At 61.9% G+C, this 14,505-nt stretch carries 8 protein-coding genes and 1 tRNA gene; 7 read left to right on the top strand and 2 right to left on the bottom strand.

The window, feature by feature from the left end:
• The first annotated feature begins 377 nt into the window (after nt 1-377).
• The 6 genes from KVG91_RS02490 (at nt 378) to KVG91_RS02465 (ending at nt 5,043) form a co-directional block, all read left to right on the top strand.
• Complete coding sequence (locus KVG91_RS02490) at nt 378-1,127, top strand: carbon-nitrogen hydrolase family protein (RefSeq protein WP_169374380.1); 750 nt, start codon at nt 378-380, stop codon at nt 1,125-1,127.
• Nucleotides 1,127-1,558, top strand: a complete 432-nt coding sequence (locus tag KVG91_RS02485) for a GNAT family N-acetyltransferase (protein ID WP_169374381.1) — start codon at nt 1,127-1,129, stop codon at nt 1,556-1,558. Before KVG91_RS02490 ends, KVG91_RS02485 begins: the two co-directional genes overlap by 1 nt.
• 286 nt (nt 1,559-1,844) lie before the next feature.
• Nucleotides 1,845-2,486, top strand: coding sequence for a response regulator transcription factor GacA (gacA, locus tag KVG91_RS02480; RefSeq protein WP_032886613.1), 642 nt, complete (start codon nt 1,845-1,847; stop codon nt 2,484-2,486).
• A 1-nt stretch (nt 2,487) separates the two neighbouring features.
• Nucleotides 2,488-4,311 carry an excinuclease ABC subunit UvrC gene (gene uvrC, locus KVG91_RS02475; RefSeq protein WP_169374382.1) on the top strand — a complete coding sequence of 608 codons (1,824 nt, stop codon included), beginning with the start codon at nt 2,488-2,490 and terminating at the stop codon, nt 4,309-4,311.
• A 32-nt stretch (nt 4,312-4,343) separates the two neighbouring features.
• A complete protein-coding gene (gene pgsA / locus KVG91_RS02470; RefSeq protein WP_034119069.1) occupies nt 4,344-4,904 on the top strand; it encodes a CDP-diacylglycerol--glycerol-3-phosphate 3-phosphatidyltransferase in 561 nt (186 codons plus the stop codon).
• A 63-nt stretch (nt 4,905-4,967) separates the two neighbouring features.
• Nucleotides 4,968-5,043 (top strand) — tRNA-Gly (locus tag KVG91_RS02465).
• 189 nt (nt 5,044-5,232) lie between these two features.
• Here KVG91_RS02465 and KVG91_RS02460 read toward each other — a convergent pair.
• Together KVG91_RS02460 and KVG91_RS02455 are read right to left on the bottom strand one after the other, a co-directional pair.
• Nucleotides 5,233-6,627 (bottom strand): efflux transporter outer membrane subunit, encoded by a 1,395-nt coding sequence (locus tag KVG91_RS02460; protein ID WP_169374383.1) that lies wholly within the window; start codon nt 6,625-6,627, stop codon nt 5,233-5,235.
• Nucleotides 6,628-6,674: 47 nt separating this feature from the next.
• Nucleotides 6,675-7,469, bottom strand: a complete 795-nt coding sequence (locus KVG91_RS02455) for a helix-turn-helix transcriptional regulator (protein ID WP_169374384.1) — start codon at nt 7,467-7,469, stop codon at nt 6,675-6,677.
• A gap of 466 nt (nt 7,470-7,935) precedes the next feature.
• Between KVG91_RS02455 and KVG91_RS02450 the strand changes: the two genes are divergently transcribed.
• Entirely contained in the window at nt 7,936-14,346 is a 6,411-nt protein-coding gene (locus KVG91_RS02450) for a non-ribosomal peptide synthetase (RefSeq protein WP_169374385.1), read from the top strand.
• The last annotated feature ends 159 nt before the right edge of the window (nt 14,347-14,505 follow it).

Below are 14,505 nucleotides of genomic sequence, written 5' to 3'. Positions count from 1 at the left end.
AAAGATGAGGCCTGAAAAAACAAAACCCCCGGTCGGGGAGCCGACCGGGGGTTAGATTTCTCTGGTAGGCGACCCCTTGAGCAGTGGGCGCCGATTTCAGGTATCAGGCGCGCCAGTGGCTAAACCAATACCCAAAATAAAAGCTGACAGCTGCGCTCGAACCGTTCACGCGGGTAGCCGACACCGAGCGCGGGGCGCTGGCAGCAGGGCAAAGCGGAGTGTGGGTGAGTTGCAACATGACATGTCTCCAAATGATGGGTAGGAGCTTACTAGAGGCATGCAGACGGACTCAATCATTAATTTCTATTGCGTAAGGGACTCATCGCTATTGGGCGAGATATGCTTGCAACCTTGATGATGATTGCTTGGACGCGACCATGACTGCTTTGACCCTTGCTGCTGCTCAATCCATTTCCATCGCGGGCGACTTGCCGGCCAATATTGAGCGGCATCTGATAGTCATGCAGGCGGCAGCCGAGCACGCTGTGCAGTTGCTGGTGTTCCCGGAGCTGTCGCTCACCGGGTATGAGCCATCGTTGGCTGCCGGTTTGGCAATCGCGCCGGATGATCCTGTCCTGGGCCCCCTGCGTGAAATGGCCCGGGAGCTGGGACTGACGGCAGTGGTGGGAATGCCGATCCGCCAGGCGCCCGAGGCCGGCGTGTCGATTGCTGCGTTGGTGCTTGGCGCGGATGGTTCCCTGGCGGTCTACACCAAGCAGCATCTGCACCCAGGCGAAGAGGTTGCGTTTGTCCCGGGGCAGGGCGGCGCGCCCCTCGAATGGGGCGATGACAGGATTGCATTGGCCGTGTGTGCGGATTTTTCCCACCCCAGCCATCCGCGCCTGGCGGCAAAGGCGGGCGCCACTATATATGCCGTCGGCGCGCTGATCAGCGAAGGCGGCTGCGCAACGGACAGCGCACTGCTTCAGGGTTATGCCGCCGAGCATGGCCTGCTGGTGTTGGTGGCCAACCATGGTGGCCCATCCGGTGGCTACGTTTGCGCCGGGCGCAGCGCTATCTGGTCCGCTAATGGCAACTTACTCGCCGCTGCCCCTGGGATGGGGGATGCGTTGGTGATTGCTCACCGCAATGACGAGGGGTGGGCTGGCCAGGTGGTGGTTCTCTAATGGCTTTTCACTTGCGCGCGGCCACAGACCAGGACCTCCCGTTTGCACGAACGCTGACCTTCGAGTCCATGAGCCGCTACTACCGGCAATATGACTTGGTGTGGTCCAGCACGGGCTTCGACGTCGCCTGGGCTGGCCGGGAGAACTGGCTGATCTGCGACAGCGACGTCGTGATGGGGTTTGTCAGCCTCAGCCGCGACAGCCAGGCGCTCTATATCCGCGAATTGCACTTGATAGAGGCGTTTCGTGGACTCGGCGCGGGCAGTTGGGTATTGGAGCAGATGGCGCTCAAGGCGCAGGCGCTGGGCTTGTTACGCTTGACCGTCTTCAAGACCAATCCGGCCAGGAGGCTCTATCAGCGCCGAGGGATGAGCATCGTGGGTGAAGAGGATTGCTTCTGGCGCATGGAGCGTGTCTGTCAGTCGAGCTAAACCAGGCGGTGAATGCCTGCAAACGCATACTGGTTTGCTCAAGGAAGGCCAGGCTGCGATCCGCCGCTTGGCGCCAACTCTGGCCGAGCATTCAGTGTGCCGTACGGGAAACCAGGCCGTGCCCCAGGATTTCTGACCTTGCGCCCAGCAAATAAAGGCGTTTGCCTCTCAATGGTCGGTTTGTGTGTGTTGAAACCCTATATATATGACGCTGCAGCTAGGTCTGCGCCTTGGTTTTTTGCTAAGGTGTTCAGCAACCTATAAGACCATATCGCGAGGTGTCTGCTTGATTAGGGTGCTAGTAGTCGATGACCATGATCTCGTTCGTACAGGCATTACACGAATGCTGGCTGACATCGATGGCCTGCAAGTAGTCGGCCAGGCTGAATCCGGGGAAGAGTCCCTGATCAAGGCCCGGGAGTTGAAGCCAGACGTGGTGCTCATGGACGTCAAGATGCCCGGCATCGGCGGTCTGGGCGCCACGACCAAATTGTTGCGCAGTCATCCAGACATCAAAGTCGTGGTGGTGACCGTCTGTGAAGAAGACCCGTTCCCGACACGCTTGTTGCAGGCAGGCGCGGCCGGTTACCTGACCAAGGGCGCAGGCTTGGCCGAGATGGTCCAGGCCATTCGTCTGGTGTTTGCCGGCCAGCGTTACATCAGCCCGCAGATCGCCCAGCAGTTGGCCATCAAATCCTTCCAGCCCGTCAGTGACTCGCCGTTTGACGCGCTGTCGGAGCGGGAAATCCAGATCGCCTTGATGATCGTCGGTTGCCAGAAGGTGCAGACGATTTCCGACAAGCTGTGCCTGTCGCCCAAGACTGTCAACACCTACCGTTATCGCATTTTCGAGAAGCTCGCCATCAGCAGTGATGTTGAATTGACCCTGCTCGCGGTGCGCCACGGCATGGTGGACGCCAGCGCCTGACATGACCACACCGTTTGATCCAAGTGCCTTTCTCTCCACCTGCAGTGGCCGCCCCGGCGTATACCGCATGTTTGACAGCGAGGCGCGCCTGCTTTATGTCGGCAAAGCCAAGAACCTGAAGAATCGCCTGGCGAGCTACTTTCGCAAGAGCGGTTTGGCGCCCAAGACCGCTGCGCTGGTAGCGCGTATCGCCCAGGTCGAAACCACCATCACGGCGAATGAAACCGAAGCGCTGCTGCTTGAGCAGACGCTGATCAAGGAATGGCGGCCGCCCTATAACATTCTGCTGCGTGACGATAAATCCTACCCCTACGTGTTTTTATCCGATGGCAATTTTCCGCGCCTGAGCATTCACCGGGGCGCGAAGAAGCAGAAGGGCAAGTATTTCGGGCCCTATCCCAGTGCTGGAGCGGTCCGCGAAAGCCTGAGCCTGCTGCAGAAAACCTTTTTTGTGCGTCAATGCGAAGACAGCTTCTACAAAAACCGCACCCGGCCCTGCCTGCAATACCAGATCAAACGCTGCAAGGCGCCCTGTGTGGGCCTGGTTGAGCCAGCCGAGTACGCCGAAGATGTACGCCATTCGGTGATGTTCCTCGAAGGCCGCAGCAATGCGCTCACCGATGAGCTCTCCAGCGCCATGGAACACGCCGCCAGCAACCTGGACTTCGAAAAGGCCGCCGAACTGCGCGACCAGATCTCCCTGCTGCGCCGCGTGCAGGATCAGCAGAGCATGGAAGGCGGCACCGGCGACGTCGACGTGATCGCAGCGTTCGTCAACCCGGGCGGCGCCTGTGTGCACTTGATCAGCGTGCGTGGCGGGCGAGTATTGGGCAGCAAGAACTTCTTCCCGCAGACGGGCATTGACGAGGAGGTGGCCGAAGTCATGTCGGCCTTCCTCGGGCAGTATTACGTCAGCAGCCCCGAGCGCGACCTGCCCTCGGAGTTGATCGTCAACGTGGTGCATGAAGACTTCCCCACGCTGATCGAGGCGATCCACGAACTGCGCGGCCGCGAGTTGGACATCAGCCACCGCGTGCGCGGCACCCGTGCACGTTGGCAGCAAATGGCCGTGACCAATGCCGAACAGGCCCTGAGCGCGCGGCTGGCCAATCGACAGCACGTCGCCGCACGCTTCGACGCCCTGGCTGAAGTCCTCAACCTGGACGAGCCGCCGCAGCGCCTTGAGTGCTACGACATCAGCCACTCCAGTGGCGAGGCCACGGTGGCGTCCTGCGTCGTGTTCGGCCCGGAAGGTCCGATCAAATCCGATTACCGGCGCTACAACATCGAAGGCATCACTGCCGGCGATGACTACGCAGCCATGCATCAAGCCTTGACGCGGCGCTTCAGCAGGTTGAAGGAAGGCGAGGGCAAGTTGCCGGATATCCTGCTGGTGGACGGCGGCAAAGGCCAGCTGTCCATGGCCCGCGATGTGCTCACCGAACTGGCTGTGCCCGACCTGATCCTGCTGGGCGTGGCCAAGGGCACCACGCGCAAGGCCGGTTTCGAGACGTTGTACTTGAATGATGCCGCCCATGAGTTCACCTTGAAGGGCGACTCGCCAGCGCTGCATTTGATTCAACAGATCCGCGACGAAGCCCACCGCTTCGCCATTACCGGCCACCGCGCCCGCCGTGGCAAAACCCGGCGAACCTCAACCCTGGAAGGGGTGGCGGGGGTTGGCCCGACGCGGCGTCGCGATTTGCTCAAACATTTTGGTGGCTTGCAAGAGCTATCCCGTGCCAGCATTGACGAAATAGCCAAAGCACCCGGTATCAGTAAAAAGCTCGCTGAGTTGATTTATGCGAATCTGCACAGCGAATAGAATGCCTTTCCACCTCGTAGCCAGTTGTGCCGATGAATATTCCTAATCTGATCACCGTTCTACGCGTCCTGCTTATTCCCATTTTCATCCTGTTGTTCTATTTGCCGTACGAATGGAGCTACGTGGCCTCCAGTTCCGTGTTCGCCTTCGCGGCCGCCACCGACTGGCTCGACGGCTACCTGGCGCGCCGCCTGGAACAAAGCACGCCATTCGGCGCATTCCTGGACCCGGTGGCCGACAAGCTCATGGTCGCCGTCGCCCTGGTGCTGCTGGTGCAGGAACACGGCAACCTGTGGCTGACCCTGCCGGCCGCGGTGATCATCGGCCGCGAGATCGTCGTCTCGGCGCTGCGCGAGTGGATGGCCGAAATCGGCGCCCGCGCCCATGTCGCCGTGTCGAACATGGGCAAATGGAAAACCGCCGCGCAAATGCTCGCACTGGTCATCTTGCTGGCCAACCCGTCGGACTTCTCGTTCTGGGTCCTCACCGGCTACGCCTTGCTCCTGATCGCCGCAGGCCTGACCCTGTGGTCCATGCTGCAGTATCTGCGCGCCGCCTGGCCTCACCTGCGCACGACGGTTGAAAAGAAATAAAACTTTTTTGAATCAAGGTGTTGACGCGTTCTGATAATTCTATAGAATGCGCACCACCAAGACGCGGGAATAGCTCAGTTGGTAGAGCACGACCTTGCCAAGGTCGGGGTCGCGAGTTCGAGTCTCGTTTCCCGCTCCAAACTTTAAAAATGGACCTCTGAAAAGAGGTCCATTTTTTTCGTCCAAAGAAAAGTATTTTGACTTTCTGCGCGCTTCTTAAAACCCTCGAGTCCTTGAGCGCACATTCCTTTCGGCATCCCCCAGGTCGCGACAGTGGTTGCGCTGGAGCCCGAAGCGGATCAGGTTCTGTAGGTGCTGTGACCGAAGATCACCGCGCGGCCGGCTCATCAGCTTGCCAGCCACCACCCAACGCGGTGTAAAGATTGACCTCGGCCATCAGCTGCGCCAGGCGGTCGCTGATCAAACCTTGTTGCGAAGTGAACAGTGAACGCTGCGCATCAAGAAACGTCAGGCTGCTGTCGACGCCGTTGCGGTAACGGTTGCGGGCCAGGTTGTAGTAGTCCTGGGTGGCCTGCACCAAATCGCCTTGGGCTTGCAGTTGCTGCTCATAGGTGCTGCGCGCCGCCAGTCCGTCGGCGACTTCCTGAAATGCTGTCTGAATCGCCTGTTCATACTCGGCGATGGCGACGTCTTTCTGCAACTTCGCGTAATCCAGGCTCGCGCGCAGGGCGCCGGCATTGAAAATCGGCAGGCTGATCTGTGGCTGGAATGTCCACGCGCCGGAGCCCGCGTTAAACAATCCCGACAGATCGCGACTGGCAGTGCCAGCATTGGCAGTCAGGCTCATACTGGGGAAAAACGCCGCGCGCGCTGCACCAATATTAGCGTTGGCGGCTTTGAGCCGGTATTCGGCCTGGAGAATGTCCGGACGCCGTTGCAACAGGTCCGACGGCAGCCCGGCCGGAACAGGCGGCACCCGTTCGCTGGCCAGAGGAAGCGCCGGCAATTGCGCTGAAATCGGCGCACCGACCAGCAGCGTCAGGCTGTTCAGGTCCTGTGCGACCAGCCGCTGGTAGCGCGCCACATTGACCCGCGTACTGTCGACGCGGGTCCGCGCCTGGGCCTGCTCCAGCCCCGAGGACTTGCCAGCCTCGCGGTTGCGCGTGGTCAGGCGCAGGCTCTGTTCGTCGGCGGCGAGCGTGTTCTGGCTCAGTTCAAGCAGTTGCTGATCGGCGCGCCACGTCAGGTAGGCATTGGCAACGTTCGCCACCAGGGTCAACTCGGCACTGCGCCGCGCGTGTTCGGTGGCCAGCCAACCCTGCAAGGCTTGCTCGCTGAGGCTGCGCACCCGGCCGAAGAAATCCAGCTCATAGGCGCTGAAGCCAAGATTGACCGCATACGCCGAGGTGATCTGCGCCTGGCCGCCGGTGATGCTGGGCGGCATGCGTTGGCGCGACTGGTTAACGTTGGCCGACACCGCCGGTAGCAGGTCGGCGCGTTGAATGCGGTATTGCGCCTGGAACGCCTGAACGTTCAGCGCCGCCACACGCAGGTCGCGGTTATTGACCAGGGCAGTTTCGATCAGTTGCTCCATGGCCGGGTCGTTGAACAGCGTGCGCCAGTCTTCGCGGCGCGTGGCTGGCTGCGTTGCAATCGAGTACTGCGCGGCACTTGGCGATGACGGACGCTGATAATCCGGAATCAACGAACACCCGACCATCAGCGCCACCGCCGATAGCGGGGAAAGGCGTAACGCAGTCATGACACAGCCACCTTTCAGTCGCAGACACGGTAGAGATCGAGATGAGTTCAAGCCCCGGCCATCCATTTGGCCAGTCCATGGCGCCCGCTGACCCCAAGCTTGGCCGCGGCACGCTTGAGATAAGTCTCGATCGAGCTGTTCTTGACCCGCAGTTTTTCCGCCGTTTGCGGCACGGTGGCGCCGGTCAGCAGGCCCAGGCAGACTTCTTTCTCGCGGGCCGAGAGGACGATATCGCTCAGCGCCAGCCGGTCATCGAAGATTTGCGCGAGTGGCGCTTGGTCCGACTCGGCCGGCGCCGGGCGAGGCTGCCGGGCGAGTCTTTGCCGGGTCATCTGTGCATGCCGTTCGATCAGCGGCAGCAAGGTGTCGGACAGACTCTTGAGAAACGCCAGCTCCGGAAGGGAAAAGACCCGTTGGGTATGCGGCCGGTACACCGAAATCACGCAACGGCGATTGGAGGTACGCGACACCAGATTGCACTGATGCACGCCGTGTTGCGGATGGCGCGGCAACAGGGACGCTTTCAGCTGAATCAGCAGCGAGTCGTTCATCTTGATCATTTTCTGCAGGAGCGGATGATCGCGAGGCCGCTCGATCGCTGAGTTGCAGTTGCCGGCGGGGGGGAGGCCCGCACTGCCCAGTGGCTTGATCTCGAGCACGCTGGCCTGGCGCTCGTCCAATGTCCATTCACTGAGGTCGAGGCGGTTGACCGGCACCAGCGTGTCAACCAACTGGAACATATTGCTGGCGAAATGATCGTCGCCGATGCTGGCTATCAGCTCTCCGAGTTGCCAGTAGAAATGCGGGTTTTCCATGTTGCGAATACAACCGGTCAGATTCATGTCCTTCTCATCCCTGGTTCAGAGTCATCACCGCTTCGTCTGCCGCTCACGCAAAAGCCATCGCGCAATCCTCTCCTTGAACTGATCGAGCGAAATTTAATCTAGGCGCGTGCCCTTCGTCTGTAGCGGAAAACAGGGACACAAAGTGCCACTATTCCCGCTGGGATGCCCGCCGCAGACGCTTGCGTTAAATGGCGTTAATGACGTGCGGGTCGCGCCAAACGCCCGGGCTGTCGGCAGATGAGGTCGTTGCTCCGACGACGACTTAGCGAAAAACACTACTGAACCATGGCGTTTTTCCTACAGATGTTTCAGTCGTTTCCTCAGCGAACCGGCAAAGGCGCGCCCCAGGACGGCTTCCAGGGCGAGCGGGGCAGGGGCGCGCTGCGCTTGTCCGGGTTTCAGGTGTCATGCCAGAAACAGAGCCGATGCTTGAATAACCGGCAAATCACATGAGATGGATCTTATGCAGCCCACTTCTGCTCCCGCAGCGGACGAACTGTCCGCGCTTTGCGAAACCTTTGCGCTGACCGCCGCCCAACGGGATATCTGGCTGGATCAACTCAGTCGCGGTGATTCACCGCTGTACAACATTGGTGGATACGTAGAGTTGGATGGCCCGCTGGATCAGGCCCTGATGCAGGCGGCGCTGGCCTCTCTGGTCGCGAGCAACGACGCGCTGCGCACTGTCTTGCTGCCGGGCGCTGGCGCTGATGGCATGCCCCTGCAAACTTTTGCACGGACGATGGCGGTGGGGATGCCGCTGTTTGATCTTCGCGGGCATGACGAAGCGCAAGCAGCGGCCCGGGCATTGGTGCAACAGCAGATGGAGCAGATCTATCGCCTGGACGGCCAGCCATTGTTTCGTTTTTGCCTGATTCGTCTGGATGATGAGCGTCACTGGCTGGCGACCCAGGCCCATCACTTGATTCTCGACGGCTGGGGCTTTGGCCAGATGCTCAAGTCGCTGGGTGAAATCTACAGCACGCTGAGCGAGGGGCAATCACCGTCGATCTCGGCACCGTCCTATGTCGATTTCATTGCCGACGACACACGCTATCAGCGCTCGAATCGGCACGCTCGCGACCGCGGTTACTGGCTCGACAAGTACCGTTCGCCGCCGGAGCCGCTGCTGCTACCGCGGTATCGTCAGGGTGCCTGCCAAGGCACAAGACCCTCACAGGCGCATGTGCAAGCCATGCCCGCGTTGCTGCATCAGCGTATGCAGCAATCGGCGCGCCAGCTCGGTGCTTCGGCTTTCCATGTGTTGCTGGCGGCATTGCACGTGTATTTCAGCCGTACGGCGCAACGGGACGAGTGGGTGGTGGGCTTGCCAATTCTCAACCGTTCGGGCGCGCGCTTCAAAACCACCCTCGGCTTGTTCGCCCAGGTCAGCGCGGTACGCTTGGGGTTTGCCCAGGAGTTGCCATTTGCACACTTGGTGCGCGCGATCGCAGCTGAACTGAAGCAGGATCTGCGCCATCAGCGTTATTCCCTGAGCGAGATGAATCGCGCACTGGGGCTGCTGCGCGAGGACCGGGCCCAGCTGTTCGAAGTGTCGGTGTCGTACGAGCAGGACGACCACGATTATCGGTACGGCACGGCCTCGGCGCGCACCCTCAAAGTCTCCAATGGCCATGAAGCCACGCCGCTGGCGATCCATCTGCGCAGCAATCGCTTCAACGCTCAGGCCTGGCTGCACCTGGTTTACGACCAAACGTACTTTGATGCCACGGAAGTTGAAGCGCTGGGCGCACGGTTGCTGTTGATTATCGAGCAAGGTCTGGAGCAGCCGGGGTTGTCGACGGCGAATTTCTGCCTCAGCACAGCGCACGAATCGAGGCAATTGCAGCAATGGAACGACACGCGAGTGGACTTCCCGCAAGACCAGACAATTGCTCAGCGTTTCACTGCGCAAGCAGCGCAGCAACCCGACGCTATCGCTGTGGTTTATCAAGGGCAGCAATTGACTTATGCCCAACTCAACAGCCAGGCCAATGCCCTCGCCCGAGATCTGCTTGCACTCGGTGTACAGCCCGATGACCGCGTGGCCGTTGTCGCCCGTCGTGGCCTTGATACGCTGGCGGGACTGCTCGGTGTGCTCAAGGCCGGCGCGGCCTATGTGCCGGTTGACCCGGCGCACCCGAGCGAGCGCTTGAGCTATTTACTGACGGACTGCGCACCGCTGGCGGTGCTGACGCAGAGTGATTTGCGCTCACGCTTGCCGCATTTGCAAGTGCCGGTGATCGAGCTTGACCTGCGCGACTGGACGACCGGCAGCGATGCCGACCCCATGGTGGCGGGGTTGACCGTGGCGAACCTCGCCTACGTGATTTACACCTCAGGCTCCACGGGGCTGCCCAAAGGTGTGATGGTCGAACATCGCGCTTTGGGCAACCTCATCGACTGGCATTGTCAGGCTTTCAGCCTCGGCCCCGGCCAGCACACTTCCAGCCTCGCCGGATTCGGCTTCGACGCGATGGCCTGGGAAGTCTGGCCGGCGCTGTGTGCCGGTTCGACCCTGCACCTGGCGCCGGCCCATGACGGCAGCGAAGACATCGACGCGCTGCTGGGGTGGTGGTGCTCGCAACCACTGGATGTCAGTTTCCTGCCGACGCCCATCGCCGAATACCTCTTCAGCCGCGGACTCAAGCATCCGACCCTGCGCACGCTGTTGATCGGCGGTGATCGCCTGCGCCGGTTCAGCCGCGCGCAGTCGTTCGAGGTCATCAACAACTACGGCCCGACCGAGGCCACGGTGGTTGCCACGTTCGGCAGAGTCGAGCCCGGACAAGCACTGCATATCGGCAAACCCGTGAGCAACGCAACGGTGTACGTTCTCGATGAACAGCAGCGGCCGCTGCCGATCGGCATCACCGGCGAGCTGTACATCGGCGGCGTCGGTATCGCCCGCGGTTACCTGAATCGCCCGGATCTCACCGCCGAACGCTTCTTGCGCGACCCGTTCAGCGACGACCCGGCTGCGCGCCTGTATCGCAGCGGCGACCTGGTGCGTTGGCGCGCCGATGGCACGCTGGAATATCAGGGGCGCAGCGATGATCAAGTGAAAATCCGTGGTGTACGTGTCGAGCCGGGCGAAGTCGAGGCCGCGCTGAGTCATCACGATGCCGTTCAGGAAGCGGTGGTGCTGGCGCGCGACGGGCAGTTGCTGGCGTGGTTCAGCGAGCGCCGGCCGGTGGATGTTCTTGAGTTGCACGCGTATCTGCAAGCCCGCCTGGCCAGTGCCATGCTGCCGCAAGCGTACGTGCGCCTGACGGCGATGCCGCTGACCGCCAATGGCAAAATCGACCGCAAGGCCTTGCCGGCACCGGGGCCGGACGCTCTGGTCCGCCGCGACTATGCGGCACCGCAGGGCGAAGTGGAACGCGCAGTGGCGCAGATCTGGCAGGAGGTACTGCAGGTGACGCGAGTCGGGCGGCACGACCATTTCTTCGAGCTGGGCGGGCACTCGCTGCTGGCGGTCAACCTCATCGAACGCATGCGCCAGCTCGGCATGAGTTGTGATGTACAAGTGTTGTTTGGCCAACCGACGCTGGCCGCATTGGCGGCGGCCGTCGGCAGCGGGCGCGAAATCGAGGTGCCGGCCAATCGCATTGCGGCCGATTGCGCCACGATCAGGCCCGACATGTTGTCGTTGATTGAACTGGATCAGGCTACGCTCGACCGCATTGTGGTCAGTGTGCCCGGCGGCGCGGCCAATGTGCAGGACATCTATCCGCTGGCGCCGCTGCAGGACGGCATTCTTTATCACCACATCACTGCCGCGCAGGGTGATCCGTACCTGCTGCAATCGCATCTGGCTTTCGCCAGTCTGGAGCGCGTCGAAGCCTTCGCCGACGCGTTGCGCGCGGCCATGGCCCGTCACGATATCCTGCGCACCGCCGTGGTCTGGGAGGGGCTGGTCACGCCAGTACAGGTGGTCCTGCGCAAGGCTGAACTGCCGGTGCAGGAAATGACTATCGACCCCGCGCAGGGCGACGTGCTTGAACAATTGCATCAGCGCTTTGATGCGCGCCGTTACCGCCTCGACGTCAGCCAGGCACCGCTGCTGCGCTTGATGTTTGCCCGCGACCCAGCCAAGGCGCGAATTGTCGGTGTGTTGCTGTTTCATCACCTTGCGCTCGATCACATTGCGCTTGAAGTGCTACGCGCAGAAATGACCGCCAGCCTTGCCGGGCAGCGCTGGCCTTTGCCGCCAGCGGTGCCGTACCGCAATTATGTGGCGCAGACACGGTTGGGCGTCAGCGAAGCGGAACATGAAGAATTTTTCCGCGAGATGCTCGGTGATATCGACGAACCGACGCTGCCGTTCGGTTTGCGCGACGTACAAGGCGATGGTCGGGGTATCGAGGAGTCGCGGCAACAACTGGCCGGCGAGCTGGACGGGCGACTGCATCAGCAGGCGCGCCGGCTCGGCGTCAGCGTCGCCAGCCTGGTTCACCTGGCTTGGGCGCAGGTGCTGGCGGCGACATCGGGGCAGGAACGAGTGGTATTCGGCACGGTTTTGATGGGGCGCATGCAGGGCGGCGACGGCGCCGACCGCGCACTCGGGGTGTTCATCAATTCCTTGCCGTTGCGCGTCGATGTCGCTGCGGCTGCGCGGACCGCTGTGCAGACTACCCACCAGTGTTTGACCCGATTGCTCGGGCATGAACATGCATCGCTGGCCCTGGCCCAGCGATGCAGTGGCGTGGCTGCGCCGACCCCGCTGTTCAGTGCGCTGCTCAACTATCGCCACACCGACCGTCAGCTCGGCCATGCCGAAGGGCCGGACTGGCAAGGCATCGAAACCCTCGCTAACGAGGAACGCACCAACTACCCGTTGACCCTGAGCGTTGACGATTTCGGCGATGGCTTGCAATTGACCGCCAGGGCAGTGATCAGCATTGGCGCGCAACGCATCGGTGATTACATGCACATGGCCTTGGGCGGCCTGGTCGACGCACTGGAACAGGACGCGGACCTGCCGTTGAGCCGGCTGCCGGTTCTGTCACCGGCAGAGCGAGATCAGTTGCTGACCGGCTTCAACGCAACCGCAGTCGAATGCCCACTTGAGCAGCCGCTGCACAGGCTGTTCGAACAGCAGGTGCAGCGCCAGCCGGATGCGATTGCGTTGCAGGCCGGCGACTCGCAACTGACCTGGCGGCAACTCAACGAACAGGCCAACCGTCTGGCCCATCACCTGCGTGAACAAGGGGTGCAAACGGATGCACGCGTGGCGATCTGTGTCGAGCGCAGCCTTGAGCTGGTGATCGGTCTGCTCGCCATTCTCAAGGCCGGTGGGGCCTACGTGCCGCTGGACCCGGATTACCCGCTGGCGCGTCTGCAATTCATGTTGCGCGACAGCGCCCCGGTGGCGGTGCTGCTGCACGCTGCGACCCGCAGTCTACTGGGCGAAGTGGAGGTGGCCGTGGTCGACCTCGACCACAGCACCTGGGACGAGGCGCCAAGCGCCAATCTGCAGGTGCCGGGCCTGAGTGCGTCGAACCTCGCTTACATGATCTATACGTCGGGCTCCACCGGCACGCCGAAGGGCGTGATGATCGAGCACCGCAGTGTCTGCAACCTGATGCACTGGGGCTCGCAGATCCGGCCGCCGACCGCCGATGGCGCGCTGTTGCAAAAGGCACCGTTCAGCTTCGACAGCTCGGTGTGGGAGATTTTCTGGCCATTGAGCGCCGGTTTGCGGCTGGTCCTTGCGCGTCCCGATGGCAACCGCGATTCGGCCTACGTCACGCAGGTGATTCGCGAGCAACGCATCAGCGTGGTCAAGTTCGTTCCGGCGCTGTTGCAGCAGTTCCTTGAACAGGACGATGTCAGTGCCTGCACCAGCCTTACCGACGTGTTCTGTGGGGGTGGCGACCTCACCGTCGCCTTGGCCCGTGCCATGCGCGAACGCTTGCCGTGGGTGCGCCTGCATAACGTTTACGGACCGACCGAAACCACGGTCGACAGCGCCGCCTGGACCCTGGAACCCCATGATCCGGTGCCCGAGCGGGTCATACCGATCGGCAAGGCACTGGCCAATACGCGGCTGTATGTGCTTGACGGCAACGATCAGCCGGTGCCATTGGGCGTCGGCGGCGAGCTGCACATTGGCGGCATTGGCGTCGCGCGTGGTTACCACGGATTGCCCGGGATACAGGCCGAACGCTTTATCGATAGCCCGTTCGTGGCGGGGGACCGTTTGTATCGCAGCGGCGATCGCGTGCGTTATCAGGCGGACGGCAATCTCGAATTTCTCGGCCGCACCGACTTTCAGCTGAAGTTGCGCGGTCTGCGTCTCGAACCGGGAGAAATCGAAGCGCGGCTGATTGAGCATGTCTCCGTGCGCGAGGCCGTGGTGCTGGTGCGCGATGAGCGCCTTGTAGCGTATTTCACCGTGCGCGACGGCCACGCTGAGCCTTGCATCGAGCATTTGCGTGAGCATGTCTTGCAGCAATTGCCGGAGTACATGGCGCCGGCCGCCTTTGTGCGGCTTGCGGCGATGCCGCTGACGCCCAATGACAAGATCGATCGCAAGGCCTTTCCAGCCCCCGGCGCCGAACACTTGCTCAGCCGCGCCTACGTGGCGCCCGAGGGCGATATCGAACAGGCCGTGGCGCGCGTCTGGGCCGAGACGCTGGGCATTGAGCAGGTCGGGCGCAACGACAACTTCTTCGAGTTGGGCGGGCATTCGTTGCTGGCGGTGAGTCTTGTGGCGCGCATGCGGCAGGCCGGGCTGCATGTCGACGCCAGCACGCTATTCAGTCAGCCGACGCTGGCGGCACTGGCGGCGCAATCCTCGCGGCAAACGCACAAGGTCGACATCGCGCCGACCACCATTCCGCAGCTCAACCGCAAGCGGCGGATCTGATCCTGCACAGGGCTTTGCGCTCGCGCAGTAGCGTCTGGCGCTGCGGCGCGGAGCGGGACTTGTCCCGGCTTCCCATGCCAGACAGCGCTGCGCCGATGTTTTAGTTTTTCCGGGCTGCGCGCCGCGGGCACGGACTCGCCGCTGCGTGCGCTTTTTTTC

The sequence above is a fragment of the Pseudomonas azadiae genome (assembly GCF_019145355.1).
In the GTDB taxonomy this organism is placed as follows: domain Bacteria; phylum Pseudomonadota; class Gammaproteobacteria; order Pseudomonadales; family Pseudomonadaceae; genus Aquipseudomonas; species Aquipseudomonas azadiae.
This window is presented reverse-complemented; position numbering and strand designations above follow the sequence as displayed.

What these genes read in the sequence shown, in the direction of transcription:
- KVG91_RS02490 (WP_169374380.1), top strand. Translation starts at nt 378, where the DNA reads ATGACTGCTTTGACCCTTGCTGCTGCTCAATCCATTTCCATCGCGGGC.
- KVG91_RS02485 (WP_169374381.1), top strand. Translation starts at nt 1,127, where the DNA reads ATGGCTTTTCACTTGCGCGCGGCCACAGACCAGGACCTCCCGTTTGCA.
- uvrC (WP_169374382.1), top strand. Translation starts at nt 2,488, where the DNA reads ATGACCACACCGTTTGATCCAAGTGCCTTTCTCTCCACCTGCAGTGGC.
- pgsA (WP_034119069.1), top strand. Translation starts at nt 4,344, where the DNA reads ATGAATATTCCTAATCTGATCACCGTTCTACGCGTCCTGCTTATTCCC.
- KVG91_RS02460 (WP_169374383.1), bottom strand. Translation starts at nt 6,627, where the DNA reads ATGACTGCGTTACGCCTTTCCCCGCTATCGGCGGTGGCGCTGATGGTC.
- KVG91_RS02455 (WP_169374384.1), bottom strand. Translation starts at nt 7,469, where the DNA reads ATGAATCTGACCGGTTGTATTCGCAACATGGAAAACCCGCATTTCTAC.
- KVG91_RS02450 (WP_169374385.1), top strand. Translation starts at nt 7,936, where the DNA reads ATGCAGCCCACTTCTGCTCCCGCAGCGGACGAACTGTCCGCGCTTTGC.